The organism is Legionella brunensis (assembly GCF_001467025.1).
Lineage (GTDB): Bacteria > Pseudomonadota > Gammaproteobacteria > Legionellales > Legionellaceae > Tatlockia > Tatlockia brunensis.
Genome location: NZ_LNXV01000007.1, coordinates 25,126 through 50,137 on the forward strand (window position 1 = coordinate 25,126; position 25,012 = coordinate 50,137).

Consider the following 25,012-nt stretch of genomic DNA (forward strand, 5'->3'; position numbering starts at 1 on the left):
GTTAATTTTATTCTAGTCCTGAGCGGAGTAACTCCTTGCAAGAGTGCGCTGGTCTTTTTTGCAGAGCAGTTGCGCTCTTATCAAAGAGTATTGATGAGTGGGAAATAAGGGGGTGAATAAAAAAATAACGATTAATCCTATTATCAGTATTTCCTTGCATTATCATGACAAAAAGGATAAAAAAAATGTAAGTAATTGAATTTGGCTTTTATTTACGCCATTGTGTGGTTCTATGTCATTAAACGAGCTTGGGTTGGATGAGTTATTCAGTATTCTTGATTGTGACAAGATTAAAGAATTAGTCGCTATATTTGGCGAGCGTAACGTTCATCAATTTATCGGTGAATCCAGGAAATCTAGAGTCTTACAGCACAAATTCAATCGTGCTATCCAATCTTTGGCTGCCCTTATTAATGATGCCCCAAGATATCCTGTGATTATTCTCTGGAGTGTTTTGAATTTAATTAATCTTGGATTTATTACATTAACAATCATAACTGCAAGTATTTTTTTATCCACGTTGGGAGTAGGAGTTCTTTACTTCGTTGCTAATTACTTAGAAATGAAGAAAATGGAAGTGAAGATGGAGCGTCTTTTCCAGTTGATTGAGTTGAAAGATAAAGTTGCCGATTTAATCTTGGAGAAAGAGGGGATTATTCAGGAAAAGCTGCTAAAACCACAATTTAAGGATAAAAGACGACTTACAAGAATAAGAGATGCAGTAGGGTTGATCCTCTTCACTACAAGTACCTTATTTGGAACGTTTTTTTTAGGAGCAAATGCAATTGTCGCGGCATTCGGGGCTAGTGTACTTGCCGCTGCTCTTACAGGGCCAATAGGACTTCTAGGTGCCTTAGGGCTTTTCTTAGTGGTTGGTATGTACTTTGGAATTAATTATTATCAAATGAGCAAACGTGAAGATGAATGGAAGTTTGAACAAAAACAGCTTCTCAATGCATTGCATAAAAAAACTAAGCTATGCCACCGCATTCGAACTAGTCACTGTCAATTAGAGAGGATCAATATTGCTGAAGAGTCCAATGAGCCCTCCCAGTCTTTCAGTAAATCTTCGAATAAATCAGGCACTGAATTTTCTGAAAAGACAAAATACTCGTTACCTTTCTTTGGCAGAAGAATGATGGTTGGCCCTAATTTTTTAGTGAATCCGGGTTCAACTAAATTAAGAATGTAGGTAGTTCAAAGTTCTTAATTTCACGGCGTTGCGCAGGGTTTGATTAAAATATAATCAAATCCCCTTTGACTTTCTACTACTTGATTCGATATCATGCTTCAAAATAAATCAAACAGGTAATACTATGTACGTAATTGCTATTTGTGGTCCTTTAGAATCTGCTGCTCTTGAGTTTGCAAAACAACTAAGCCGCGAAGTAAAGATCCCAACAACTATCCTTCATCAATTCGATTATCAAATTAAAGAGGATATTGATTTTGAAAGATTAAAAAAAGATTTAGAACTCCAACAAGGAATTGTTTTATTGGTTGGACATACTCTCTATGTTGACGATGCATTAAAGAAAACTCTAGGAGAGGGTTTAAAAATCAAGTTGTTTATTGAAGCTGCATTAGATAGCTGTTTGACTAGCTTTATAAAGAAAAGATTGAGTGAGGATGTTGGTAAAAGTACTAGCGAGTATTTCGAGAAAGTTAAACCTCAAAATGAAATAATCAATGTAACAAAAAAATATGCTGATGTGGTAATTCCTGAGAAAGAGGATTATGCAGTTGCGCTGCAGCTACTTTGCTCAAGTATGCTAGCGTATCATTCATCGTTGGAAAAACAAGAACAAAAGAAGCCAACAACCTTTAGTCTTTTTTCAAATTAACTTCATGTTGCATGGCCTGTGTGCGACCGATTATCATTATACCTTGATTCAAGGATGATTCTTCACAGGCTATTTTAAGTCTATTTCCATTCTGCAATCCTGCGAATTAAAAAACCTGAACCATAGAGTACAACACCAGTAAGCAATAAGCAGAAAATACGAATTGTTGTTGGTGTTGAAGCGGCATCGTAAAGCAAAGCTTTGCCGGCAGCAAAACCTAGAACAATTAAAGCCGATCTAGCCATGGTCTTGTCTTTGCGAAAGAAAGCAAAACTAATCACTAAGACTGCATAGAATAACCATGATGCTGAAACTGCGAGAGAACCATAATCTGTCATCAATTGATAAAGTCCTGCGATCCCAAGCAAATGAGCCGTTGCGAGTAGTAAATAGCCATGATCTTCTTTCTTGGCAAAGCCCTTATTATCAAATAAGAGCAGTAACCAGATACTGAGGAAGGATGCTACTGACACGATAAACCAAGAGATGTCAAAATCACTTAATAATAGTGACGACAACATCGCTAGATATTCCATCGCTAGAATGGTAATGAGGGCAAGCATGGGAATAAAAAAAGAGGTTTTTTTGTTTTGTAAACGAGTTCCTGGCATAAAGAGATAGCCAACGGTGATGAAAACAAAAAGCCATGGTCGTACATTTATTGGTAAAAGCTCGAGATAAATCGAGTGAAAAGCGACCACTGTCACAAATGCCAGAATAAGAGGTTGACTATTTAAGCTTTGATTGGGAAACCACTTTTTTGCAGATAGATAAAGGCCAAACAGAAAACCTGCGAATACCAAAGAGATCCACGGAGCTAAATTAGGATAACTTCGGTCAATAAAATAATATTCCATCACATAAAAAATAATGAGTACTGGGAAAAGGCTCCATGCTTCAGTTTCAGTGAGATATTGCTTAGTCGTTTGTGTATAAAAATAGGTTCCCAGTGAAAAAATAATAAAATGACAAGCTAGAACTATAGCAATTAATGTGTCCTGATTTAACTCAAAGCCGATTATGGCGGTGGTTAAAATGGCTAAATAGGCTGAGATCATAGTTAAGGTTCTTGATTGAACCCATATTGAAATTGTTGCAAATGTAAATGAACAAATGATGCAGTAATATAAAGAAAATACGGTTGATGCATCAACTCCTAAGATAAGCGGTGCGGTATAGGCCCCGATCGCTGTGATAATAGAATATAAATCATGTTTAATTTTGATATATAGCCAAATGCAGAAGGAAGAAATTAGCACGGTTATGGCGATGGCTGTTTGGAATAATATCAGAGAATAAAGACGATGGGCGGCAAAAGTAGAAAGATAGAAAATAATAATACCCGCTGCGGGCAGCAAGCTGGCATATTTCCTATCCATGTTTAATAACACAATGCCACTCGCAATGAGGGCGAGACCAAGTAGGGTTGCAAGGCCGATTTGTCTTGCTGGTGTTAGCCAGCCGGACTCAATAGACAATTTAACAATAAAGCCTGCAGCCACGATAAAGCAGATAATGGCAATGATGCCAAGCCAATTTCCTGATTTCGCGGTCTGTATTTTAGATGTTTTGAGCGGAGGTACGGGAGAAGGAGAGGGCTCTGTCCATTGAGATGATTGATTAACGTTTAATTGATTTTCCAGCGTGGAAAGGCGGGTTTCGATTACTCTTAATTGCTCCTCAAGTCTTGTTTTATCCATCGTGCTCCCCGAAAAATCCTCTGATGTAGAGCATATTCGTTATTTCATTTCATTGCCATATTTTCATTAAAAAGATAATTTAAACAATAGCTTGCTCAAGTATAAGCTCATCAAGCGATAGCGAATAATTTATTAAAATTTGCACAAAAAAATCAGATAATCCACTCATTTTTGTGGAGATAAAAATTATGCCACATAACAAACTGGAAATACGGTCTGCTTGTCGGTATGATTTTTAGATTCGAGGGTAAAAAGGTTAAACCATGCGTTTTAGTGTATTGATGTTGTGTATTGTTACTTCAATAAGCGTTTATGCCAGTGAGGATTTTGATCGTCAACAAATCGAGAAGCGTATTAAACCGGTAGGTCAGGTGCGGTTGCAAGAGCAAAAAACTGCTACTCCTAACACAACCTCAACCTCTGAAGAAAAAACCGCTAAAGATGAAACGCCAGGAAAAGCAACCTATGAGAAATATTGTGTTGTTTGTCATCGAGATGGGGTTGCTGGGGCTCCAAAATTTCGGGTTGCTGAGGATTGGAAATCACGTCTTGATACGAAGAAAATGGATGGTCTCGTTGCTTCTGCTATTAAGGGACTTAATGCAATGCCTCCCAAAGGAACCTGTATGGACTGTAGCGATGCAGAGATGAAAGATGCCATTCAATATATGTTGCCGCAACCATGAAACAATTAACGTATAAATATGGACAAATAGTGCTGGTTCTATTTAGTTTGTTCGTCTTGGCAAGCTCTTATTATTTTCAGTACGTGAAGGGATTACAGCCTTGTCCTTTATGTCTGATGCAGCGTCTGTGTGTTTTTTTGTTACTGCTCATTGGATTCATTGGGTTTTGGAGTGATTATTTAAAAACCAGCAAATTACTAGCAATTTTGCAAATAGTTGCAGCACTAGGCGGATTATTTTTTGCAGGCCGACAGCTTTGGTTACAATCGTTACCAAGCGGTCAGGCACCGGCATGTATGCCAGAGCTTGATGTGCTGCTTCGTTATTTTCCTTGGCGTGACGTCCTTCATGCTCTTTTCTGGGGGGCAGGTGATTGTGCTGAGGTATCCTGGAAATGGCTTGGTTTATCGATGCCAGCATGGGCAGCTTTATATTTCTTTTTTATGTTTGTTGTAGGTTGCCTAATTCTTTATCAGCGACGTGATTATTTGGCTACAAACCAATCGTTATAATACTTTAATAGGCATTATAACGGACTAAGGTATAAATTCACTGGCAAATAAACAACCACTTGGCTATCATCGCTTCCCATTACGCCTAACAAAGCAAGTTATGAGCAATCAATTTAAATGTGAAATTATTAAGCGTCATTCTCATACCCAGGCTCGTGTAACGCGAGTGAGTACACCGCATGGTACTTTTGTAACACCTTCTTTTATGCCGGTTGGTACACGGGCTGGGGTTAATAACATGACCCCTAATGAGTTGCTACAGGCAGGAAGCCAAATTATTTTAGGGGGGAATACCTACCATATGCTTTGTGCCCCTGGAATGAAGGTAATTGAAGAAGCTGGTGGTATGCATCCTTTCATGGGATGGCATGGGCCAATGCTTACAGATAGTGGTGGGTTTCAAGTATTTAGTTTGTCCAAAAATAAAGAAATTTGTGTTATTGATGAAGAGGGGGCGCATTTCAAATTGCCGGATAGCGAGCGATTGATTCATATGACACCGGAGATGTCTTTAGAAACTCAGAAAATTATTGGGGCAGATATCATTATGGCTTTTGACCAATGTACTCCTGATAATTGTTCGCGAGACGAAGTGCAAAAAATAATGACCCGCACCCATCGTTGGTTAAGGCAATCAGTCGCTTATCATCAACAATTTCCAACTTCACGTTATGGAGCACACCAGGCTTTATTTGGTATTATTCAGGGCGGTATTTATGAAGATTTGCGTCGTGAAAGTGCTGAGTTTATTGCCTCAATGAATACAGATGGCATTGCAATTGGCGGTGAAACTATTGGTTTTAATATGGAAACAACGGTAGAAGTGATTCGTTGGGTACGCTCCTTTTTACCGGAAAACAAACCTCGTTATACCATGGGGGTGGGGATGTCTCCTCAGGATTTACTGGAGGTAGTAGCAGAAGGCATTGACATGTTTGATTGTGTGGCTCCCACTCGCAATGCTCGTCACGGCGCACTATATTGCGGTGAAGTAGCTAAAGTCGGGAATTGGTTAAAGTTTGAAAGTCCTTATGAAAATGAGCGTATTCAGATTAAAAAAGCATGTTTTGCAGAGGATTTAGAACCCGTTATGGCCAATTGCTCTTGTTACACTTGTAAGCATTATTCGCGCGCATCTTTACATCATTTGTGTAAACAAAAGGCCAACGTATTCACAGCATTAGCGAGTATACATAACATCCATGTCATGCATGATGTTTGTGCTAAAATGCGCGATTTAATGATGGCTTAAATTTTTATAAAAGATACAGGAGATTCTTAATGATTGTAATCGCTACTTCAAAAGGTGATATTCGTTTAAAACTTGATGAAGAAAATACGCCCCTTACCGCCAAAAATTTTCTTAATTATGTTCGCAGTGGCTTTTATAACAACACAATTTTTCATCGTGTAATTGATGGTTTCATGATTCAAGGTGGTGGTTTAACTGGTGACATGACGCAAAAAACAACAGAGCAAGCAATCAAAAATGAAGCTAAATCGGCTAAGCCTAACAAGAGAGGGACAATTGCGATGGCAAGAACCATGGACCCTCATTCAGCAACCTCACAATTTTTTATCAATGTTGCTGATAACGCGTTTCTTAATTTTACCGGTGAACATGCGCAAGGTTATGGCTATTGCGTATTTGGCGAAGTGGTTGATGGGATGGATGTGGTTGATGCGATTGTAAAAGTTAAAACAGGACAACGAATGGGACATGCCGATGTACCAGTGGAAGAGGTCGTTATTCATGAAATCCGTGAAGAGGAAATAACACAATAAACTGTGAGATTAATTGAGTGCCCGGGTAAAAAATACCCGGGTTTTGTTTTATTTGCGACGTTGTAAACTTTTTGAATAATCAAATTTAGGCATCTCAATACGATAGGAAATTGCTATGACGCGAGTAGTAAAAATAGCAATTAGCGTGATAATTACATTGATATTTTTAGCAACATGAAGATGGCCCAGAGTAATAAATAACAACGCGCCGGCTAATGCAATTACCGCATACAATTCTTTGCGCAATACCAAGGGTATGTCATTGCAAAGTATATCCCGCAACATACCTCCACAAATGCCAGTGATCATGCCACTTAAAATTGCGATGCCTGGAGAATAGCCATTGACTAAAACTTTCTGTGTGCCGATGATGACAAACGCCGATAGACCTAAAGCATCCAGGATGAGAAAAATTTTCATGATGCGCACTAAGGAGTGGGCGATAAAAATAGTTAAAAATGCGAAACCTGAAGTATAAAGTAGATATTCTGGATGAGCGACCCAGGTTAATGGGTGTGTATTAAAAAGCACGTCCCTCACCGTTCCTCCTCCGAGGGCGGCGATACAAGCAATTAGCATAACACCAAAAAAATCCATTTTCTTTCTGCCCGCTGCGATGGCACCTGTGATTGCTTCTACACAAATACCCATAATAAAGAGATAATGTAACAACATGATTGTGCATTGCGCTTAAAAAGTGCAATCATATCACTGTTTGTCGAGTTGGCGAAACAAAATGAATACGCTAGGCTTATAGTAAATGGGTGATGAAGAGGAAGGTTTAATGACTAATGAGCATAAAGAGTTTACGTTTTTAGAGTCTGTAGATACGGAAACACACGATAATATTCTGCGTCTTGATCAAAAACTCAAAGGATTACAAGCTGAAATTCAAGCAAAAATTGATGCGATAGGCTCTGCTATAGATGATTCTTCTATAGAACGCAAAGAGCAGTTAATCGCCCTGTCTGAAGAAGTAAAAAAAGCAATCGAGGGGATACAAAAGCTGGTTAATCTGGTTATTGATGATGATATATCTCCCAGTGAGTTTAATGAGATAAATCATGAAAGCATAGATGCTTTGCGTGAGATTTTTAAAGACAGTGCTGATAAAATATCTGTAATCAAAGAAAAGTTTTAATTCAGACTAAGTTCTCTATTACTTTGTTTACTAGTCAATCCTAGTGTTTAAAAGAGTCTAATACCCACTCCTTAGGTACTCTTTTGATGATTACTTATGGAAGATTAAATGAATAAAAAAGGATTTTATCTAATTTTTATTTCTTGTTTCCAGCTTTTCTCATGGCAGTGGCTTCATAGTGCTACTGCGCCAACGGTTGAACAAGAAATAGATAATGTAATCACCCATAGCATGCAGCAATATGCGATTCCAGGTTTGGCGATAGCAATTTTAAAAGATGGCAAACCCTTGCTGTTGAAAGGTTATGGCTATGCTGATATTCAATTAAAGCAACCAGTGGACAGCAAAACTTTATTTGGTATTGGCTCTGTTTCGAAGGTGATTACGGCCTTTGCATTAATGACTCTCGTACAAGAAGGAAAAATTAATCTCGATGATTCTGTTCTTAAATACATTCCTCAGGCGCCTGAGCAGTGGCAAGCAGTGACAATTCGTGAGCTTCTTTCTCATACCAGCGGAATTCCCCAGCATCAAGGGCCCCATCGTCCTTGGGGTAAACTGTGGCTTATAATGGCAAATGAACCGGTGCAGTTTGCCCCATGTACTGACGTAAAATACAACAATTTTGGTTATATTTTATTAGGAAGGGTGATTGAAAATGTGAGTCGACAAAGTTTGGCGGATTATTTAAAGCAAACTGTTTTTAAGCCTTTAGGTATGGCTGATACGGGTTTTCCTGATGTTTTATTTCCGCAAGGCTTGGCAACAGGGTATCGTATCAAGGCAAATATGCCTGTATCTAGCCCCAATTATAAACCCTGGTTACAGATGTGGAGCTCCGGTGGGCTTGTTTCAAGTATTAGTGACATGGCGAAATGGGATGCGGCAATGTCATCTGGAAAGATATTGGCCCCTTCCAGTTATCGACAAATGTGGAGTCCTGTTTTTTTGAAAAACGGTAAACCTGCTGGCCATGGAGATTGGGCGTGGTCATTAGGATGGCAAGTATCTTATGTTGCGGATGAGTTGGTTGCTATGAAAAATGGAGCGATAAGAGGATACAGCAGTTGGATAGTGCGTCATATTGATAAGAATCTGAGCATAATTATTTTAGCAAATACGAATAAAGTGCCACTAAAACGAATTGCGAAGCAGGTATTTAAGCAGATAATACCAATAAAAAACGAATGACTAAAGTTGCATTAGAGTGGATTGAATTGTGACAAAAAATTTAAAAAGATTAGTTTCATTTTAAATAACTCCCGGTTATGCTGTGCAAACCATAGACAGCAACCCCTAGGTGATTTTTGAATTTTATTTCCACAAAAACACAGGTGCACATTAATGAATCTTAGCTCCTGGTATTATCCTTCTCTTGTCGCTCTATGCCTTTACGGCGCTTGGGGGTATTGGGGGACAAGAGCATCTAGCTTTATTAACCCATTGTCGATTACTTTTTATTCAAGCTTAGGTGTTTTGATTTCAGGGGTTCTTGCTTTAGTCTTACTTGATTTTAAGCTGGAGCTTTCTCCTAAAGGGGGAGTCTATGGCTTTCTTAATGGATTGGCGAGTGGCATCGCATGCATTTTTTTCATTGTCGCTTTGCGTAAAGGACCGGCCATGCCTGTTGTTTTAATTACTTCCATGTATCCCTTGGTTACTCTAATCCTATGTATGCTTTTCCTAAAACAAGGCATTACTTTTAAGCAGATTTTGGGAATGGTTTTTGCGCTTGTTGCGCTGATTTTATTTGCAACGGAATAGTTTTGTCCAGTTAATAATCTTGAAAATTTGAGAAAAAAATTATTATTGTGTTATAATTCGCCAGCTCGATAGGAAGCTGTTGCAAGTTGAAGGTCTTGCGACATTGAAGATATCCATCATTTAAAGAAAAACATTTTTAGTAGTTTAAATTTTAAAAGTTTTGGTGCAAACTACAGTAAGCCTTATGTGTTGCTTTAAATGATTTTAAGTCCAAACTTAACCAGAAGGGTCTTTTAATGAAAAAATTAGCAATAGTAATAGGTTGTTTGATGCCTCTATTATCGTTCGCTACTAATGTAGAAAGCGACAAATCCTTGGATACTTTTCAAGAGTTATGCGCCAAAGAAAAAGATCCCCTAAAACGTCAAAATTATTGTCATATCCTTGATCAAAAAAGCCATTCACAGGCTAATCTAAGTGACTTCAATCAAGATACAGTTATTGTTTAGAGAATCTGTTAGATACTCAATCTGGCTCAGGGAGCCAGATTGAGTAATTGCAAATACCTATAAAACTCATGCCTTGCTATTCTTAGAAGTAGGTTTCATCGTTATTTTATCATTTACCTCATGGACACCGTTCACTGATTTAACAACTTTCATAATAGAGTCTTTTTGTTTAATAGAGCCAACTTGCCCGGTGAGAAAAACTTGTCCTTTTTGGGTATCCACATGAATAGTCCAGGAAGAAATATTTTTGTCCATAATATCCTCCCTAATCAGAGCCCCTTTCACTTTTGCAGTTATAGAAATATCTTTTAAAGATTGTTGGCTGCCTTTAACAGTTAATTGATCAACGTTGACATCTTTGACGCCTTGGGTGGACTCTGCCAGAGTAATTATTTTCTCGTAATTAGCTTCAGAATCTAACCGGCCTGAAAGAAAAACAACGCCATTGGAAACTTTCATGGTTACCTTACTCATATAATCCCTTAAAGCCGATTGAACAGCATTTTTTATGGCTATCATTTTATAGTTATAGGTTTGATTAGCTGTAGTCTTGGAGGTTTGGTTTTCCTTGGCAAAGGCAACTAAGGTTAAGCTGATGCAGCTCACAACAATTGCAATTTTAAAGGTTATAGATTTGTCCATGCTCTCCTCCTTGAGTCAGTTTCTCTCATTTCTAATGAGATTAGCCTTTAATTCCATTTTTTGGCCTGGTGTTAAAGCATAGTCAATGAAAAGAAATTCTTCAAATAGGAACTTAACAGACCTAAGAAAAAATGGCTTACAGATTTTCAGACTGAAAAAGATGAGTTAGCCTGCTGCTGCAATACTCACCTATGCGATAAAAATCATCAAAGTGACTGATGAATGATTCACGTGTGGCATCACAGTCACGACTGCTTGCTAGCGAGTAAATAAAGTAAGTGTCATCAATTTTTTTGCTTAAGGCAAAACCAAGAGGATATTGATGTTTAATCTGTTTAATGTAGTAAAGTTCATCATAACGTTCTGGGATATATAAAGCCTGCCATTCGCTTTGAGTACAATGATAAAACCATTCTGGATGATATGACTTGTCAAAAAGCCAGAGGTTATTTTTAAAGAGATTAAATTCAAGCGCAGGCGTTGAGGAGAAAGCTAGAAGCTCACCGTCACTGTTAATCCTTGTAACGGCAACATGATCAATTTCATGGAGGCCGAGGACATCGCCAAATACGCGAAATGATTCACTTTTAAATGTAAAAAGTAGCTCCAAAAACCTTGGATGGGGGGAGATTTTTATATAACTATTTTCCATAATAATACTGAACTTTGATCCATGTTAGTGACGAAAATGTTTAATAGAAGATAACGCTAAATCTATAATTTGCTTAGATTGTTCTTCATTGGTGTTAATCTTACTAATATTTGTGATCAAATCCAAAAGAAAATCAGCAACCTCTTCTTCAAAGCGAGATGCATTATACAAATTAGCCACTTGAGTGAGTATATAATGTAATAAATTCTTAGAAATGCTGATTATGTCTTTTCTTAACCCAGAATCATTATGACTATCACCAAAAAGTAGCCACCCAGGTGAAACTTGAAGTTTCGCGGCAATTTCTATGAGTTTGGTTGGTTCAGGGATTGCTTCGCCACGAAGATATTTTCTACAAATTTGCACGGAATATCCCGTGATCTCAGTCAGTTTTTGGACGCAAACCCCTGAAGTAGAGCGTTGTGAGTTGAATCCAGCTGCAGCCATGGCATCTCGCAGGCGATAAGAAAACTGCTTGGTTAAGTCAACTTTTTCCATGGAGAGAGTGTCCGAAACATAAACTTATAAGTGTAACAAAGGCATATTATAACTGCAAACAAGATGAAATAAAAGGAAACTTTTTGTTTCCATTGGAAATTATTTGTTGACATTTGGGGTTAGTATGGAATAATGGCTACGAAACGCATGGAAATAGTTTCAACCAAAATAGGACGCTTTGATACCTTCGATGGAACGAAGAGTAGCTTGAGAGTCCGCACGGAAGAAAGTGGATAACCCGTAGCGGTTTGACCTCGCAATCGTATGGCTTGAAAGAGTGTTTTAATTTTCAAGCCTTTCTTAACAAACGAAGAAGCGTAAAAAGTTTGAGTTCATAATGCTAATTAAAACATTGCTTTGTAATCAGAGCTTTTATATAATCTACGCCTATTCTTTGAAGTAGAACGAATTATAGGCACGTAGCTCAGTGGTAGAGCACCACCTTGACATGGTGGTGGTCGGTGGTTCGATCCCACTCGTGCCTACCAGATTAACCCTGCCTGGCAGGGTTTTTTTTTGCCGCAGAATGGTGAATTTATTTTTCTTGTGCCTAGGGTCTGTAGACAATTCGCTAGATTGAGTCGAAAAATCTCGATTTTTGAGCACGTACATGAAGTATGTGAACAATGAAGCACAGAAAATCGAGACTTTACGGCGAAGAGAGTAGAATTGTAAATAGAGTCCTATTAGGGGCTAGCTATCAATAGCCTTTACAACTATGATTGGTAAATTTTATTGATTCACCACGTTTAAGTATCTAAAGAGTTACAATAGATTTATCTGTCTGAGGATGGAGATAACATGCCAAACATTAAATTGCCTGATGGAAGTGTAAGACATTTTGAGCACTCAATATCCGTTCACGATGTCGCTCAAAGTATCAGCCCTGGTTTAGCCAAAGCGGCTTTGGCCGGTAGAGTCGATGGAAAGTTGGTTGATACGAGTTATGTCATCCAAGGTGATTGTGTTTTAGTGATTATTACTGAAAAGCAGGAAAAAGATAGTCTTGAGGTGATACGTCATTCTACTGCTCATTTATTGGCACAGGCTGTTAAACTGCTATTTCCCAGTGCTCAGGTCACGATTGGTCCGGTGATTGAGGATGGCTTCTATTATGATTTTGCTTTCGCCAGGTCGTTTACTCCTGAGGACTTAGAGCAAATAGAAGCTAAAATGTATGAGTTAGCGAAAGCTGATTATCCAGTGACGCGTCGGGAAATGCCTCGCGATGAAGCTATCGCTTATTTCCGTGGCTTAGGCGAAGAATATAAGGCAAAAATTATTGCTGATATTCCTGAGGGAGAAGTACTTTCTCTCTATAGACAGGGAGATTTTGAAGACCTTTGCCGAGGCCCTCATGTTCCATCAACAGGACACTTAAAGGCATTTAAATTAACTAAATTAGCTGGCGCCTACTGGCGTGGTGATGCTCGTAATGAAATGTTGCAGCGTATTTATGGTACCGCATGGGCAGATAAAAAATCATTGGCTACCTATTTACATCGTTTAGAAGAGGCTGAAAAACGAGATCATCGTAAACTAGGAAAGGCATTGGATCTTTTTCATTTTCAAGAAATTGCTCCGGGTATGGTTTTTTGGCACCCCAAAGGGTGGATGGTTTATCAAGTTTTAGAGCAATACATGCGTAGCCGCTTGGTTGATTTTGGTTACCAAGAAATTAAAACACCGCAATTGGTTGATAAGGTTTTATGGGAAAAATCTGGCCATTGGGCTAATTTCCGGGATGAAATGTTTGTCACAGAAACTGAGAATCGTGAGTATGCGGTAAAACCAATGAATTGTCCTTGCCATATCCAAGTCTATAATCAAGGATTACGAAGTTATCGCGATTTACCCATGCGGTTATCTGAATTTGGTAACTGCCATCGTTGTGAGCCTTCTGGTTCTTTGCATGGACTAATGCGTGTGCGTAATATGGTCCAAGATGACGCGCATATTTTTTGTACTGAAGAGCAAATTCAATCCGAAGTTGCCATGATGCTTGAGTTGGTGCAATCTGTTTATGCTGATTTTGGATTCACGCATATAAAATATCGTTTAGCTTTACGCCCGGATAAACGAGTAGGTAACGACGCTGTTTGGGATAAAGCAGAAGATGCTCTAAAACAAGCAATGCGTGGAAGAGGGATTGAATGGGTAGATGCTCCAGGTGAAGGTGCATTCTACGGTCCTAAGATAGAATGCTCTTTGGCTGATAGTCTGGGAAGAATTTGGCAGTGTGGAACTATCCAAGTTGATTTTTCCATGCCAGAAAGACTTGAAGCACAATATGTTGCTGAAGATGGTAGTCGAAAAACCCCTGTGATGTTGCATCGTGCTATTTTAGGCTCCTTCGAGCGTTTTATGGGGATTTTGATAGAGCATTATGCGGGGCGATTCCCGTTATGGTTGGCACCAATTCAAGTTATGGTCCTTACTATTAGTGATAAACAGCATGATTTTGCCGCAAAAATGACACAAATTTTGCAAAAGGAAGGTATTCGTGCAAATTTTGACTTGAGAAATGAGAAGATTGGCTTTAAAATCCGCGAGCATACTTTGCAAAAGATACCCTATTTACTGGTTATTGGTGACAAAGAGGTCGAAAATAATACAGTTGCAGTACGTACTCGTGAAGGTACGGACCTCGGGGTAATGAGTATTGATACAATTTGTGATACTTTGCGTCGGGAAATAGCCGCAAAAGGCCTTTAAACCATTTGGAGGATTGAACTATTACTGCATCAAATAAGCGTGATAACGATCGCGCGCGAGTTAATGAACAGATCAATGTACCTGAGGTACGCTTAATTGATGTCGATGGCAACCAGGTGGGAATTGTATCAACGCGAGAAGCTTTGCGTGCGGCGGAAGAAGGGGGCTATGATTTAGTGGAAATTTCCCCAACAGCTAAACCGCCCGTTTGTCGCATTATGGATTATGGTAAATTTCTCTTTGAATTGAGTAAAAAACAAGCTGAAGCGAAGAAAAAGCAAAAGCAAATTCAAGTCAAAGAGCTAAAATTTCGTCCAACGACGGAAGATGGAGATTATCAGGTCAAGCTACGCAACCTGATTCGTTTCCTAAATCATGGTGACAAGGTCAAAGTAACGCTACGTTTTCGTGGTCGAGAAATGGCGCATCAAGAAATTGGTATGAAAATTATGGAGCGTTTACTGCAAGACACTGGGGAATATGCAGTGGTTGAGCAGCAAGCGAAACGTGAAGGCCGTCAATTATTGATGGTTTTGGCACCTAAGAAAAAATAAGGTAGTTGTGAACAATTGGTTTTGACCAATTGATAGCTACATCATTATCAGTAGCAGAACAAATGCGGAGTAATATGTTATGCCTAAATTAAAGTCACATCGAGGAGCGAGCAAACGCTTCCGTAAGACAGCGAGTGGTTCTGTTAAGCGCCGTGGTGCTTATAGAAACCATATCCTCACCAAAAAAACAAGTAAACAAAAACGTCAGCTGCGTGTTGAATGCGGTAGGTTGAAAGAGTGCGATGCACGCTTGGCCAGACGTATGTTGCACGGTAGTTAAGGGGAGGATTAAAGAATGCCAAGAGTTAAACGTGGTGTGACGGCAAAAGCTCGTCATAAGAAGATTTTAGATCAAGCGAAAGGTTATTACGGTGCTCGTAGTCGAACCTATCGTGTCGCTAAACAAGCTGTTATCAAAGCTGGCCAATACGCTTATCGCGATCGACGTCAGAAAAAGCGTCAATTTCGTGCGCTATGGATTACTCGTATTAATGCCCAGGCTCGTGAGTGTGGTTTGTCCTACAGCCGTTTGATTGCTGGTCTAAAGAAAGCTGCAATCGAATTGGATCGCAAAGTACTTGCTGACATGGCAGTTTACGATAAGCCTGCTTTTGCAGCAGTTGCTGAAAAAGCCAAAGCAGCACTTGCATAATAATTGTTGTCGTGATAACTAAGAGCTTTAGCAAATCATAAAGCCTGAGATTGTAACTTAAAATGCGTCATGCGTTTTTACAGGAATGAATAAATATTCTTGGTGACAATTTCTTCGTGAATGGTTTGCAGCCGCTCTAACTAAGGAGGCTGTGGCCTCCTTTTCTACATGTAGGTTTAAATCATGCAAGATATCATTCTCTTACAGCAACAAGCTGCGGATGCTATTGCCCAGGCAAAAGATATTCCTGCCTTAGAAGCAATCCGGGTTGATTATTTAGGGAAAAAAGGACAGCTAACCGAAATTCTAAAAGGATTAGCAGGTTTATCAGCCGAAGAAAAACCCAAAGCAGGACAATTAGTTAACCAAGCCAAACGAGAAATCAGTACCCTAATTGAAGAAAAAATGTTGCAACTGAAGGAGACGCAACTTCAGAAAAAATTAGATGCAGAGCGCATTGATGTGAGTTTGCCAGGTCGTGATAACAAATGCGGTTCATTACATCCAGTGACCCAAGTAAAGCAGCAGATTACCGATTATTTCAGTCGTTTGGGCTTCGATATTGTTACAGGTCCTGAAATTGAGACTGAATTTTATAATTTTGAAGCATTGAACATTCCTGGTCATCACCCAGCTAGAGCAATGCACGATACTTTTTATTTCGGTGATGGTCAGTTGTTACGCACCCATACTTCTCCTGTGCAAATCCGCGTTATGGAAAAGCGTACACCACCTTTGCGATTAATTGCACCAGGCCGCGTTTACCGCTGTGACTCCGATGTAACCCATACACCTATGTTTCATCAAGTTGAAGGCTTGTTAATTGATAAGCAGGCAACTCTCTCAGGTCTTAAAGGGTTGTTACAAGATTTTTTTGCCCATTTTTTTGGTCGACAGTTGGCTTTGCGATTTAGGCCTTCCTATTTTCCCTTTACCGAGCCCTCTGCTGAAGTTGATATTGAGTGTACGCAATGCTTTGGTACAGGATGCCGTTCTTGCAAATTTACCGGATGGCTGGAGGTATTGGGTTGTGGCATGGTTCATCCCAACGTATTAGAAGCGGTCAACATTTCTTCAAAAGAATACCAAGGTTGGGCTTTTGGTATGGGAATGGATCGACTTGCGATGCTTTACTTCGGAATCGACGATTTACGCATGATGTTTGAAAATGATGTGACCTTTTTGAAACAGTTTTAGAGCCAGGTTGACAGGAGTCCAACCATTGTACTGCAGTTTATTGCAGTTCCATGAATCTAGTTACATCACTCTATTAAACGGGTATTTACAATGAAAATTAGTGAATTATGGTTACGTGAATGGGTAAACCCTTCCTTAGATGAGCAGCAGTTAGCTGCCCTTCTAACCATGGCGGGTTTGGAAGTTGATGCAGTAAATCCCGTTGCTGGTCAATTTGAGGGTGTTATTGTTGCACAAGTTATTAACACTAAGCCCCATCCGCAAGCCGATAAATTAACGCTGTGTGAAGTTGATGCTGGAGAGGGGCAGGTTTTAAAAGTAGTCTGTGGTGCTTCCAATGTGCGCAAAGGATTAAAAGTAGCTCTAGCTCAAATTGGCGCTCATCTACCCGGTGATTTTATAATAAAAGAATCAATGCTTCGAGGAGAGTTGTCACAGGGAATGTTGTGTTCAATGTCAGAGTTGGGCTTGGCGGAGAATTCAGATGGTATCATGGAGTTAGATGATAACGCCCCTATTGGTACTGATTTAAGAGCATATCTGGCTTTAAATGACTGGGTATTCGATATTGATTTAACACCTAATCGTGCGGATTGTTTTAGTGTGCTTGGCATCGCACGCGAGATTGCAGCCTTAACGCAATTACCATTGCAAGCAATGCCAAAAGATATTGTGCAGCCTGCTATCGATGAGTCGTTAGCAATTAAATTAATGGTTCCTGAGGCTTGTCCACAATACTGTGGGAGAGTAATTCGCGATATTAATCCTCATGCCCATACGCCGGTATGGATGGTTGAGCGTTTACGTCGTGGTGGCATTCGCCCGATACATCCTGTCGTTGATGTGACTAACTATGTGATGCTTGAGCTTGGTCAGCCTATGCATGCATTTAATCTACAAGCATTGCGCGGAGATATTGTTGTGCGCTTTGCTAAGGCAGATGAAAACCTGGAATTGCTTGATGGACAAGAGGTGAGTCTGAACGAGAAGGTTTTAGTTATCGCTGATAAAGAGAAAGCGCTGGCTATGGCTGGTATCATGGGGGGGCAAGCAAGTGCTGTTGAAGAAAATACCACGGCAATATTTCTTGAAAGTGCATTCTTTAATCCTATCACAATAGCTGGAGTTGCAAGAAGCTATGGCTTATTTACAGACTCATCTCAGCGCTATGAGCGAGGCGTTGATCCGCAATTGCAACTTGTTGCCCTAGAAAGAGCAACTAAGCTATTGAGCGATATAGTTGGCGGTATTGCAGGGCCTGTGTGTGTTGCTTCCAAACCAGAAGCGTTGCCTAAAAGAAATAATGTTTTATTTAATCCTGCAAGAGTTGAACAAGTCACTGGTTTGCAAATAACGGAGGGCGAAATAGTTGCTATGCTCGAGGGATTGGGTATGCAAGTGAACAAAAGCGCTTCGTTATGGGAAGTTAGTGTTCCTTCTCATCGTTTTGATATTAGTCTTGATGTCGACTTGGTTGAAGAAGTAGCACGATTATATGGCTATGATAAGCTTCCTGGCAGTATTATGCTAACAGAAGTACAAGCAGGGACTATTAATCCTCTGGAATCCCTCGCATCGCGCGTTTCGCAGTTGTTTATATCTCGCGGTTATCACGAAACAATTAGTTACAGTTTTGTTGACCCCGAACTGCAAGAAACGCTTTATCCTGGTGTGCCCACCATGCAATTGCTTAATCCTATCTCGTCCGAATTATCACAAATGCGAGCAGGAATGTGGCCTGGACTATTAGCTTCAATGATTTATAACATCCATCGACAGCAAACTGCAATTAAATTTTTTGAGACTGGTGTAGTTTTTGATCTTACGGATGGAAGTTTAAAAGAGCACCCCTGTATTGCTGGTTTATTAACTGGGGAGCATGGCACACTCAATTGGAGTGAAAAATCTGGTAAATTTGATTTTTTTGACTTAAAAGGGGATTTGCAAGCACTGTTTGCCTCACTGCAGTTAAGTGAGGTTAGTTTTCTTGCTGAATCACATCCGGCATTACATCCCGGAAAATCTGCCCGGATCTCTATTCATGGTCAAGACGCGGGTTGGTGTGGTGTGCTGCATCCAAGAATTGCAGATGCGCTCGATATTCATGATGAGGTCATACTTTTTGAACTTCATTTGAATTCATTGACTAATCAAATGACGCCTCGCTATCAGCAAATCTCAAAATTCCCTCAAATACGTCGAGATTTATCATTTTTAGTTGATAATGAAGTGAGTGCTGCAGAAATCGAGAATGCTGTCCGTGAGGTTGTTGAGCGTGAGTGCTTAAAATCATTTGATGTATTTGATGTATATACCGGTGAATCTATTCCTGAAGGTAAGAAAAGTCTGGCAATTGCGCTGACTTTGCAGGATGATAAACGAACGATGGTTGATACGGAGATCAATGCAATAATCAGTGCTATAATCAAAGGGCTTAATGAAAAATTTGCCATTATATTGAGGGACTAATCGTGAATGCACTAAGTAAAGCAATGATTGCGGAAACTTTATGTAATGAATTGGGTCTTGGTAAATCTGATGCTAAAGACATGGTAGAACAGTTTTTTGAAACTTTAAAACATGGTCTGGAGAATGGTCAGCATGTTAAGTTATCAGGCTTCGGTAACTTTACACTGCGTGACAAGCCGCAACGACCTGGAAGAAATCCTAAAACGGGACAGGCTATTCCTGTGGTTGCAAGACGTGTAGTAACGTTTAAACCAGGCCTTAAATTGAAAACTAAAATTGAAGAGCGGGGTAAGTAGCTCATTGACTCATTATGTTAAGCATGTCTTTTTGTGTACTAATCAAAAAATACCTGGCAAGCAATGTTGTGCGAATACAGGTGGCGGGCTTTTTTTTGATTATATGAAAGCAAGGTTGCTAGAGCTTGGCTTGTATGGTCCAGGCAAGGTAAGAATCAGTAAGTCTGGTTGTCTCGGGCGTTGCAGTGAGGGACCATGCATTGTTATTTATCCTGAGGGAGTATGGTATACTTACGCCTCCATGACTGATATTGATGAGATTATAGATAAGCACTTAATTGCAGGAAATAGGGTCGAGCACTTGCTCATTTCTAATTAAATATCTAATTTTTAATATATTTGGATTTTTGATATAAGTTTCATTTTGCTTAAGATTAAACCTCCTCTGAGGGCATCCATGGACCCTTAAGCTGGGGTTTTTGCACATCAAAACAAGTAAATTGTCCATAGAATCTAAAAAGCTTGCAAGAATTTATAGTATTAGACTTGTAGGTTATGCAGCTTTTAGTTAAAATCGCCCGTCTGATTGAAAGATTACCAATAAAGGCGGTACGGAGTTAATTTAATGAAAACATTTAGCGCCAAGTCACACGAAGTCAAACGCGACTGGTATGTGATCGATGCTAGCGACAAAGTTTTAGGTCGTCTTGCTACCGAGATTGCTCGTCGTTTACGCGGCAAGCACAAGGCTGAGTACACACCACATGTTGATACAGGTGATTATATCATTGTAACCAACGCGGAAAAGGTAACTGTTACTGGCCGTAAGTTTAAAGAAAAGATGTACTATCATCACTCAGGTTTTCCTGGTGGTATAAAGTCAACTTCTTTTGATAAGTTGCAGAAAAAGAATCCTGTACGTATTATCGAGCTCGCTGTAAAGGGAATGCTTCCTAAAAACCCTTTGGGTCGAGAAATGTATCGTAAGCTGAAGGTTTATGCTGGCAATGAGCATCCGCACACTGCGCAACAACCTAAGCAACTTGACATTGAGGAATAAACATTATGGCTGAAAGAAAGCAATACTATGGCACTGGTCGTAGAAAAAGTTCAACGGCTAGAGTGTTTTTACGCCCTGGTAAAGGCGAAATTAGGGTTAATAATCGTGCCTTAGAAGATTATTTTGGTCGCGAGACTTCCTGCATGGTTGTTCGCCAGCCTTTAGAAACAGTTGATGTAATCGGTAAATTTGATATTTATGCAACTGTAGTTGGTGGTGGGATTTCTGGTCAGGCGGGCGCTATTCGCTTGGGTATAGCTCGTGCATTAGTTGCTTACGATGAATCTGACCTGGTTGAAGGTGCTGAGCCTAGCCCTACTTCTTATCGCAGAAAATTGCGTGATCGAGGTTTGTTGACTCGCGATTCAAGACGTGTGGAAAGGAAAAAGGTTGGTTTGCACAAAGCACGTCGAGCAACCCAGTACTCCAAACGCTAATATTAATGATGTTAGCCTCAAGCCCCGCTTTAGCGGGGTTTTTTAATTTAAATTATTACATTTTTATATTGCGGGATTCAGTAGTCGCTTAATTGTTAATAAAGCATAAACACAGGAAGTCTCCATTGAAAGAAGTCTATATCCACAAATTCGTAGAGTTTTACGCCTTATTAATCTAATTTCCTACCCCAAAAATACCACAAGTTCTTCGTCAATCTCCTTAAAAAACAAAGCATTTTGGAAAAATTTATACGTACGGTAAGCGTAATAATTTCTTAAGCTTAATTTTATATACTAAGTTTAAGCAATATACAGAGTGTGGAGAAAAAATCATGGCTCGTAAAAAAGTAGAGAAGCAAACTGTTAGTAATAACTTTGATGGCTTGCTAGAACTTTTGGACGTTGAGGAACTAACGGCTGACAATTTAAAAAAGAGCTATAAAAATGCTGCAGCGAAATGGCATCCGGATAAAAATCCTAATGATCCTGAGGCAGGAGCAAAGTTCGATATTTTAAGAAAAAATTATGCGCTGCTTTTGCCTCTTGCTGAAACTAAGAATGGGAAAATTAGCCCACTAGAAGAAATCGCAATTGCTGAAAAAATGGCGGTTTCTTCAGTGAAGGCTAATAACACCATTTTAAACATGATAGCAGGTGTTAGCCAAGATTTAGCAGATGCAATTAAGGGTTTAGTTACAGATATGCTGACAAAACTAAATCTTGAAGCAGTTACTGGGTTACACTATGAGTATGCACGAGTAGACATAGATGGTGGCCGGCAACATAGTCGTCAGGTTGACGTAAGCACTGCGGGTCTTACTGAGGAACAGCAACAAAAGCTACACCCTTCTTTGCAGGGTTTAAAAGGCGATGTTTTAAAAACCAAGATCTTGGCAAATTTCAAAGATTCTTTTCGTCTGGCCCAAAATCAAGAGGATGTTGACAGAATAGTGAAGGAGTTTAAAGCTGGGCCTGAGTATAAGATTCTTAAAACAGGCCAAGATATGGCAACAAGATTTTTCCATCTCAAAACAAGTTCTGCTATAGCAGTTGAGGATATTGTTAAAGAAGTTGAGGCAGACTTAGCAAGCAAAAAAGCAGCTGCTCCTAACAATTAAAAATCCTCATCGAGTTCTGTCCCTTTCTTAAAGGAAGGGACAGTTGAATTCCCTATTACCCCATTCCTTTTTAGACAAAACAGACGATTGGTTCAACTTCCTTTTGTATAATGTTTCGAAGCAGAAGTTTAAGAACTAAGGTTTTAGCAATTTCAAAGACTTTTCCATTCAGAAGAAACTCAAGGGATAGTCATTCGAGGTGAGCCTGAGAAACAAAAGTCTCGGAGTTTGCAACAGGATTTCCACCTCACAATAAGTTCTACTGTAGCTGGTGACGAAATTGTCATGAAGTTGAGCTGGATTAGGTGAAAACTGGCTCTTTGGCAATTAAATCTTCATAGAATTTGTTCTTTTTATAAAGAGACAGCTTATACCAAAGCATGTGACTCCAATATTTTTCATAAGAATCAAGTATTTGATCACTCTATAACACAGCAAAATTTCTCATCAAAAAAATTATTAATTAAAAAAATCTCTGTGCCGGACAATTTTTTAAAAGACAGTCTCTGTTGATTTAAAAAGAATCCAATTTGAAAAATTGAGGAACAATTTTGTATTGATTCTAGAATGAGTAAGCGAGTCATCTAAGATGATCTAAGCCCAAGCGAAAAAAGCTGTTTTTTGGTCTTTTTTGATTGCGTAATTTTTTAAGCGGAATAGGCTTGATAGATGCTCTCCATTCGCCAATTCGATGGGCCCAAACAAATCCTAAAGCGAGTAAAACCAAGAGTTTTTCGATGCGTTTAGGCTCAATAACCCGGGTATCTTCAAACTGCCATCCCTTTGTTAGTGCAGCAAAAAGTGTTTCGATTTCCCATCGGCGCAAATAGGAAGCAATAGCATTTCTGGGATGCCGATTTGTCACTACGACCATCAAGTCTTCACGATAATTTTTGCTCCCTGCCAAATAAAGAGATTGACCAAAAATAGTCACATTCATCCCAAATACGTTTTGCTGATAGGGGGCTAGATGCTTGAATAATTGAGCTGAGGTTTTAAATTTCCTCCTCCCTATACACACGTCTACGGTTCCTTTAATCCGTAAATAAAAAGGAATGTCTTCTGTTACAAGCCAAGCAATCAGTGCTTTGTTAGGGAATTCTCTATCCCCCCAGAACGCCTTGTATGGACTCTTTACCGAAAGTATTAACAAATCGCGATAATAATTCGATTTGCTCTTTAGCTGTCGTACTTCATGCTTTCTTTAACAGGCGCCAAAAAGAGTGATAGCTATTCCTTCATAACAAACATAAATACATTGATTTTAGCTTTTCCCCAATACCAGTTTGTCCTATCAATAGCTAAATAGACTTTATGATTTTTATTAAAAAATAGAGCATATATCCAGCGCGCAATCCAGGTAAAATCTAACTCAAATTTTGAAAAAAAACGGTATATGCATTTATAGTGTGAATCAATACTTGCTTTATCACCATCCATCGTCACGGCAATTTCACTTAAATTGACACTTCTTACCATAAATAGGGCTAACAACATTTGCGCCAAACAGTCTATTCTTGACTTGTGCCAATTTAATTGCTGACTTAAAATCCCACCCAACATCGCTGATGTACGTCATATATGCTCCTTTTGGGTCGAAGCTGAGTATATAAAATACATTGTAAATCAGCGAGTTATTTCTAATCTCCCTTTCTTAAATTCGTTTTTTGTCCAGCACAAAGTTAAAAAAATAAGCTCTTAGGTAATGGTAATAATTTCTTAAGGTTAATTTTATATACTAAGTCTAAGCAATATACAAAGTGTGGAGAAAAAATCATGGCTAGTAACAACTTTGATGGGCTTTTAGAGCTTTTTAATAATGCTGAGATATTAGATATTAAAGATTTAAAAAAGAATTATCAAAAAGCGGCATTAAAATGGCACCCTGATAAAAATCCTGGCAATCCCATTGCAGAAGAAAATTTCAAAGCTTTAAACGAAATGTATAATCTGCTTTTACCTCTCGTTGAAAAAGAAGGGAAGATTAGTAACGAAGAAGTATTTGCTATTGCTCAAAAGATGGTAGATTCTTCACCAAAGGCTAATAACGTCATTTTGAACATGATAGCAGGTATTAAAGATGTTGGCCAAAGTTTGGCAGAAGGAATTAGAAGCATGTGGAATGCCCTAGTAGGCATGCAGCTACATTATCAATATGCAAGGGTAGATAAAGGTAGTCGTAAACATAGCTTCGGTGCTGAGCTAACCGAGGAGCAGCAAAAAAATCTGGATCCTTCTTTGCGGGGTTTAAAGGGAGATGCTTTAAAAACCCAAATCTTGGCAAATTTCAAAGCTTCTATTACTAAATTAGACAGCCAGGAAAAAATCGATAAGGTGGTAGAGAAGTTTAAAGAAGGGCCTGAGTACGCGATTCTTAAAACAGGCCAAGATAGAACGACAAGATTTTTCAATCTGTCAACGACTTCTGCTAAAGGTGTGGAGGGAATTGTCGAAGACGTTAAGAAAGATTTGGCGTACAGACAAGCGGCAGTGGTGAATCCTAACAGCTAATAACGTAGGGAATAATCATGTTTTATTCCCAATAACCTTCCTAGATATGTCCCTCTTAAAAATAGAGGGACTCTCTTATACACTGGAGATTTTTAGAAACCCATTTCTCCTGCAGAAAAAGATAAAAGTGTTTTTTGTGCATGTAATCTATTCTCACTTTGAGTGAATAATACTGAAGTAATATATCAGGTAAGGAGACAGAAACTTCTTTACCATGCTCCATAGGCATGCAATGCATGAATAGAGCTTCAGGTTTTGCTTTTGCCATGAGTTCCTCATTGACTTGAAAGCCTGCGAAATGCGTGTACTACTGACGTTTCTACTGCGTACCCTCTCTAAATTTTGATCGCGTGTGAAAAACTTAGACGGGTTCGAAATGAAGATTTTTCA

The 25,012-nt window shown here is 39.1% G+C and carries 30 protein-coding genes and 1 tRNA gene; 23 read left to right on the top strand and 8 right to left on the bottom strand.

The features are described 5' to 3' along the window. Positions 1 to 232 precede the first annotated feature (232 nt). Entirely contained in the window at positions 233 to 1,192 is a 960-nt protein-coding gene (locus Lbru_RS04540; protein WP_058441010.1) for a hypothetical protein, read from the top strand. A 124-nt stretch (positions 1,193 to 1,316) separates the two neighbouring features. Further along, a complete protein-coding gene (locus tag Lbru_RS04545) occupies positions 1,317 to 1,844 on the top strand; it encodes a nucleoside/nucleotide kinase family protein (RefSeq protein WP_058441011.1) in 528 nt (175 codons plus the stop codon). Between the two features lie 80 nt (positions 1,845 to 1,924). Here Lbru_RS04545 and Lbru_RS04550 read toward each other — a convergent pair whose 3' ends face one another. Next, positions 1,925 to 3,544: a DUF2339 domain-containing protein gene (locus Lbru_RS04550; RefSeq protein WP_058441012.1), complete on the bottom strand. Its 1,620-nt coding sequence runs from the start codon at positions 3,542 to 3,544 to the stop codon at positions 1,925 to 1,927. Between the two features lie 263 nt (positions 3,545 to 3,807). Between Lbru_RS04550 and Lbru_RS04555 the strand changes: the two genes are divergently transcribed. From Lbru_RS04555 to Lbru_RS04570, 4 genes are all read left to right on the top strand, one after another. Then, a complete protein-coding gene (locus tag Lbru_RS04555) occupies positions 3,808 to 4,230 on the top strand; it encodes a c-type cytochrome (RefSeq protein WP_058441013.1) in 423 nt (140 codons plus the stop codon). Next, positions 4,227 to 4,742 carry a disulfide bond formation protein B gene (locus Lbru_RS04560; protein WP_058441014.1) on the top strand — a complete coding sequence of 172 codons (516 nt, stop codon included), beginning with the start codon at positions 4,227 to 4,229 and terminating at the stop codon, positions 4,740 to 4,742. The genes Lbru_RS04555 and Lbru_RS04560 overlap by 4 nt, the downstream gene beginning before the upstream one ends. A gap of 100 nt (positions 4,743 to 4,842) precedes the next feature. Further along, positions 4,843 to 5,994 (top strand): tRNA guanosine(34) transglycosylase Tgt, encoded by a 1,152-nt coding sequence (gene tgt / locus Lbru_RS04565; RefSeq protein ID WP_058441015.1) that lies wholly within the window; start codon positions 4,843 to 4,845, stop codon positions 5,992 to 5,994. 29 nt (positions 5,995 to 6,023) lie between these two features. Next, positions 6,024 to 6,527: a peptidylprolyl isomerase gene (locus tag Lbru_RS04570; RefSeq protein WP_058441016.1), complete on the top strand. Its 504-nt coding sequence runs from the start codon at positions 6,024 to 6,026 to the stop codon at positions 6,525 to 6,527. A 48-nt stretch (positions 6,528 to 6,575) separates the two neighbouring features. On the opposite strand, the gene Lbru_RS04575 is transcribed toward Lbru_RS04570, so the two are convergent. After that, the gene (locus Lbru_RS04575; protein ID WP_058441017.1) at positions 6,576 to 7,202 is read right to left on the bottom strand and encodes a trimeric intracellular cation channel family protein; all 627 of its coding nucleotides are present in this window, start codon (positions 7,200 to 7,202) and stop codon (positions 6,576 to 6,578) included. Between the two features lie 85 nt (positions 7,203 to 7,287). On the opposite strand from Lbru_RS04575, the gene Lbru_RS04580 reads away from it, so the two are divergent. The 4 genes from Lbru_RS04580 to Lbru_RS04595 all read left to right on the top strand — a co-directional run bounded on the left by Lbru_RS04580 (position 7,288) and on the right by Lbru_RS04595 (position 9,881). After that, the gene (locus tag Lbru_RS04580; protein WP_058441018.1) at positions 7,288 to 7,668 is read left to right on the top strand and encodes a hypothetical protein; all 381 of its coding nucleotides are present in this window, start codon (positions 7,288 to 7,290) and stop codon (positions 7,666 to 7,668) included. A gap of 108 nt (positions 7,669 to 7,776) precedes the next feature. After that, the gene (locus Lbru_RS04585; protein ID WP_058441019.1) at positions 7,777 to 8,859 is read left to right on the top strand and encodes a serine hydrolase domain-containing protein; all 1,083 of its coding nucleotides are present in this window, start codon (positions 7,777 to 7,779) and stop codon (positions 8,857 to 8,859) included. Positions 8,860 to 9,012: 153 nt separating this feature from the next. Beyond that, positions 9,013 to 9,432: an EamA family transporter gene (locus tag Lbru_RS04590; protein WP_058441020.1), complete on the top strand. Its 420-nt coding sequence runs from the start codon at positions 9,013 to 9,015 to the stop codon at positions 9,430 to 9,432. A 236-nt stretch (positions 9,433 to 9,668) separates the two neighbouring features. Then, positions 9,669 to 9,881, top strand: a complete 213-nt coding sequence (locus Lbru_RS04595) for a hypothetical protein (protein ID WP_058441021.1) — start codon at positions 9,669 to 9,671, stop codon at positions 9,879 to 9,881. 66 nt (positions 9,882 to 9,947) lie between these two features. On the opposite strand, the gene Lbru_RS04600 is transcribed toward Lbru_RS04595, so the two are convergent. From Lbru_RS04600 to Lbru_RS04610, 3 genes are all read right to left on the bottom strand, one after another. Continuing rightward, positions 9,948 to 10,523, bottom strand: a complete 576-nt coding sequence (locus Lbru_RS04600) for a BON domain-containing protein (RefSeq protein WP_058441022.1) — start codon at positions 10,521 to 10,523, stop codon at positions 9,948 to 9,950. Between the two features lie 136 nt (positions 10,524 to 10,659). Beyond that, entirely contained in the window at positions 10,660 to 11,175 is a 516-nt protein-coding gene (locus tag Lbru_RS04605) for a hypothetical protein (RefSeq protein WP_058441023.1), read from the bottom strand. A gap of 24 nt (positions 11,176 to 11,199) precedes the next feature. Further along, positions 11,200 to 11,673, bottom strand: coding sequence for a helix-turn-helix domain-containing protein (locus Lbru_RS04610; protein ID WP_058441024.1), 474 nt, complete (start codon positions 11,671 to 11,673; stop codon positions 11,200 to 11,202). Between the two features lie 413 nt (positions 11,674 to 12,086). Here Lbru_RS04610 and Lbru_RS04615 point away from each other — a divergent pair. From Lbru_RS04615 to Lbru_RS04665, 12 genes are all read left to right on the top strand, one after another. Then, positions 12,087 to 12,161 (top strand) — tRNA-Val (locus Lbru_RS04615). A 313-nt stretch (positions 12,162 to 12,474) separates the two neighbouring features. Further along, on the top strand, positions 12,475 to 14,388 hold the full coding sequence (gene thrS / locus Lbru_RS04620) for a threonine--tRNA ligase (protein ID WP_058441025.1): 1,914 nt from the start codon (positions 12,475 to 12,477) through the stop codon (positions 14,386 to 14,388). Positions 14,389 to 14,408: 20 nt separating this feature from the next. Beyond that, positions 14,409 to 14,942 (top strand): translation initiation factor IF-3, encoded by a 534-nt coding sequence (gene infC / locus Lbru_RS04625; RefSeq protein WP_058441026.1) that lies wholly within the window; start codon positions 14,409 to 14,411, stop codon positions 14,940 to 14,942. A 79-nt stretch (positions 14,943 to 15,021) separates the two neighbouring features. Continuing rightward, positions 15,022 to 15,222 carry a 50S ribosomal protein L35 gene (gene rpmI / locus Lbru_RS16755; RefSeq protein WP_083500821.1) on the top strand — a complete coding sequence of 67 codons (201 nt, stop codon included), beginning with the start codon at positions 15,022 to 15,024 and terminating at the stop codon, positions 15,220 to 15,222. 15 nt (positions 15,223 to 15,237) lie between these two features. Further along, the gene (rplT, locus tag Lbru_RS04630) at positions 15,238 to 15,594 is read left to right on the top strand and encodes a 50S ribosomal protein L20 (protein WP_058441027.1); all 357 of its coding nucleotides are present in this window, start codon (positions 15,238 to 15,240) and stop codon (positions 15,592 to 15,594) included. 183 nt (positions 15,595 to 15,777) lie between these two features. After that, positions 15,778 to 16,791 (top strand): phenylalanine--tRNA ligase subunit alpha, encoded by a 1,014-nt coding sequence (pheS, locus tag Lbru_RS04635; protein ID WP_058441028.1) that lies wholly within the window; start codon positions 15,778 to 15,780, stop codon positions 16,789 to 16,791. 90 nt (positions 16,792 to 16,881) lie between these two features. Then, entirely contained in the window at positions 16,882 to 19,260 is a 2,379-nt protein-coding gene (pheT, locus tag Lbru_RS04640) for a phenylalanine--tRNA ligase subunit beta (RefSeq protein WP_058441029.1), read from the top strand. A gap of 2 nt (positions 19,261 to 19,262) precedes the next feature. Further along, a complete protein-coding gene (locus tag Lbru_RS04645; RefSeq protein ID WP_083500822.1) occupies positions 19,263 to 19,556 on the top strand; it encodes an integration host factor subunit alpha in 294 nt (97 codons plus the stop codon). A 4-nt stretch (positions 19,557 to 19,560) separates the two neighbouring features. Continuing rightward, on the top strand, positions 19,561 to 19,875 hold the full coding sequence (locus tag Lbru_RS04650) for a (2Fe-2S) ferredoxin domain-containing protein (RefSeq protein ID WP_058441030.1): 315 nt from the start codon (positions 19,561 to 19,563) through the stop codon (positions 19,873 to 19,875). A gap of 246 nt (positions 19,876 to 20,121) precedes the next feature. Further along, complete coding sequence (rplM, locus tag Lbru_RS04655) at positions 20,122 to 20,556, top strand: 50S ribosomal protein L13 (protein WP_058441031.1); 435 nt, start codon at positions 20,122 to 20,124, stop codon at positions 20,554 to 20,556. A 5-nt stretch (positions 20,557 to 20,561) separates the two neighbouring features. Further along, positions 20,562 to 20,993 (top strand): 30S ribosomal protein S9, encoded by a 432-nt coding sequence (rpsI, locus tag Lbru_RS04660; RefSeq protein ID WP_058441032.1) that lies wholly within the window; start codon positions 20,562 to 20,564, stop codon positions 20,991 to 20,993. A gap of 332 nt (positions 20,994 to 21,325) precedes the next feature. Continuing rightward, positions 21,326 to 22,111, top strand: coding sequence for a DnaJ domain-containing protein (locus tag Lbru_RS04665; RefSeq protein ID WP_058441033.1), 786 nt, complete (start codon positions 21,326 to 21,328; stop codon positions 22,109 to 22,111). A gap of 580 nt (positions 22,112 to 22,691) precedes the next feature. Here the strand turns inward: Lbru_RS04665 and Lbru_RS17725 are convergent. Both Lbru_RS17725 and Lbru_RS17730 read right to left on the bottom strand, forming a co-directional pair. Then, a complete protein-coding gene (locus Lbru_RS17725) occupies positions 22,692 to 23,264 on the bottom strand; it encodes a transposase (protein WP_131793532.1) in 573 nt (190 codons plus the stop codon). Positions 23,265 to 23,341: 77 nt separating this feature from the next. Beyond that, a complete protein-coding gene (locus tag Lbru_RS17730; protein ID WP_162262388.1) occupies positions 23,342 to 23,608 on the bottom strand; it encodes a hypothetical protein in 267 nt (88 codons plus the stop codon). A 279-nt stretch (positions 23,609 to 23,887) separates the two neighbouring features. On the opposite strand from Lbru_RS17730, the gene Lbru_RS17320 reads away from it, so the two are divergent. Continuing rightward, positions 23,888 to 24,622, top strand: a complete 735-nt coding sequence (locus tag Lbru_RS17320) for a DnaJ domain-containing protein (RefSeq protein WP_058441036.1) — start codon at positions 23,888 to 23,890, stop codon at positions 24,620 to 24,622. Between the two features lie 55 nt (positions 24,623 to 24,677). On the opposite strand, the gene Lbru_RS04685 is transcribed toward Lbru_RS17320, so the two are convergent. Beyond that, the gene (locus tag Lbru_RS04685; protein ID WP_058441037.1) at positions 24,678 to 24,890 is read right to left on the bottom strand and encodes a hypothetical protein; all 213 of its coding nucleotides are present in this window, start codon (positions 24,888 to 24,890) and stop codon (positions 24,678 to 24,680) included. Between the last annotated feature and the right edge of the window lie 122 nt (positions 24,891 to 25,012).

Coding starts and splice junctions, on each gene's coding strand:
- rplT (WP_058441027.1), top strand. CDS start 15,238: ATGCCAAGAGTTAAACGTGGTGTGACGGCAAAAGCTCGTCATAAGAAG.
- rpmI (WP_083500821.1), top strand. CDS start 15,022: ATGCCTAAATTAAAGTCACATCGAGGAGCGAGCAAACGCTTCCGTAAG.
- Lbru_RS04555 (WP_058441013.1), top strand. CDS start 3,808: ATGCGTTTTAGTGTATTGATGTTGTGTATTGTTACTTCAATAAGCGTT.
- pheS (WP_058441028.1), top strand. CDS start 15,778: ATGCAAGATATCATTCTCTTACAGCAACAAGCTGCGGATGCTATTGCC.
- rplM (WP_058441031.1), top strand. CDS start 20,122: ATGAAAACATTTAGCGCCAAGTCACACGAAGTCAAACGCGACTGGTAT.
- Lbru_RS17320 (WP_058441036.1), top strand. CDS start 23,888: ATGGCTAGTAACAACTTTGATGGGCTTTTAGAGCTTTTTAATAATGCT.
- Lbru_RS04590 (WP_058441020.1), top strand. CDS start 9,013: ATGAATCTTAGCTCCTGGTATTATCCTTCTCTTGTCGCTCTATGCCTT.
- Lbru_RS04560 (WP_058441014.1), top strand. CDS start 4,227: ATGAAACAATTAACGTATAAATATGGACAAATAGTGCTGGTTCTATTT.
- Lbru_RS04610 (WP_058441024.1), bottom strand. CDS start 11,673: ATGGAAAAAGTTGACTTAACCAAGCAGTTTTCTTATCGCCTGCGAGAT.
- Lbru_RS04595 (WP_058441021.1), top strand. CDS start 9,669: ATGAAAAAATTAGCAATAGTAATAGGTTGTTTGATGCCTCTATTATCG.
- Lbru_RS04545 (WP_058441011.1), top strand. CDS start 1,317: ATGTACGTAATTGCTATTTGTGGTCCTTTAGAATCTGCTGCTCTTGAG.
- thrS (WP_058441025.1), top strand. CDS start 12,475: ATGCCAAACATTAAATTGCCTGATGGAAGTGTAAGACATTTTGAGCAC.
- rpsI (WP_058441032.1), top strand. CDS start 20,562: ATGGCTGAAAGAAAGCAATACTATGGCACTGGTCGTAGAAAAAGTTCA.
- Lbru_RS04600 (WP_058441022.1), bottom strand. CDS start 10,523: ATGGACAAATCTATAACCTTTAAAATTGCAATTGTTGTGAGCTGCATC.
- Lbru_RS04585 (WP_058441019.1), top strand. CDS start 7,777: ATGAATAAAAAAGGATTTTATCTAATTTTTATTTCTTGTTTCCAGCTT.
- Lbru_RS04605 (WP_058441023.1), bottom strand. CDS start 11,175: ATGGAAAATAGTTATATAAAAATCTCCCCCCATCCAAGGTTTTTGGAG.
- tgt (WP_058441015.1), top strand. CDS start 4,843: ATGAGCAATCAATTTAAATGTGAAATTATTAAGCGTCATTCTCATACC.
- Lbru_RS04580 (WP_058441018.1), top strand. CDS start 7,288: ATGGGTGATGAAGAGGAAGGTTTAATGACTAATGAGCATAAAGAGTTT.
- Lbru_RS04665 (WP_058441033.1), top strand. CDS start 21,326: ATGGCTCGTAAAAAAGTAGAGAAGCAAACTGTTAGTAATAACTTTGAT.
- Lbru_RS04550 (WP_058441012.1), bottom strand. CDS start 3,544: ATGGATAAAACAAGACTTGAGGAGCAATTAAGAGTAATCGAAACCCGC.
- Lbru_RS04685 (WP_058441037.1), bottom strand. CDS start 24,890: ATGGCAAAAGCAAAACCTGAAGCTCTATTCATGCATTGCATGCCTATG.
- Lbru_RS04570 (WP_058441016.1), top strand. CDS start 6,024: ATGATTGTAATCGCTACTTCAAAAGGTGATATTCGTTTAAAACTTGAT.
- Lbru_RS04540 (WP_058441010.1), top strand. CDS start 233: ATGTCATTAAACGAGCTTGGGTTGGATGAGTTATTCAGTATTCTTGAT.
- Lbru_RS17730 (WP_162262388.1), bottom strand. CDS start 23,608: ATGTTGTTAGCCCTATTTATGGTAAGAAGTGTCAATTTAAGTGAAATT.
- Lbru_RS04575 (WP_058441017.1), bottom strand. CDS start 7,202: ATGTTGTTACATTATCTCTTTATTATGGGTATTTGTGTAGAAGCAATC.
- pheT (WP_058441029.1), top strand. CDS start 16,882: ATGAAAATTAGTGAATTATGGTTACGTGAATGGGTAAACCCTTCCTTA.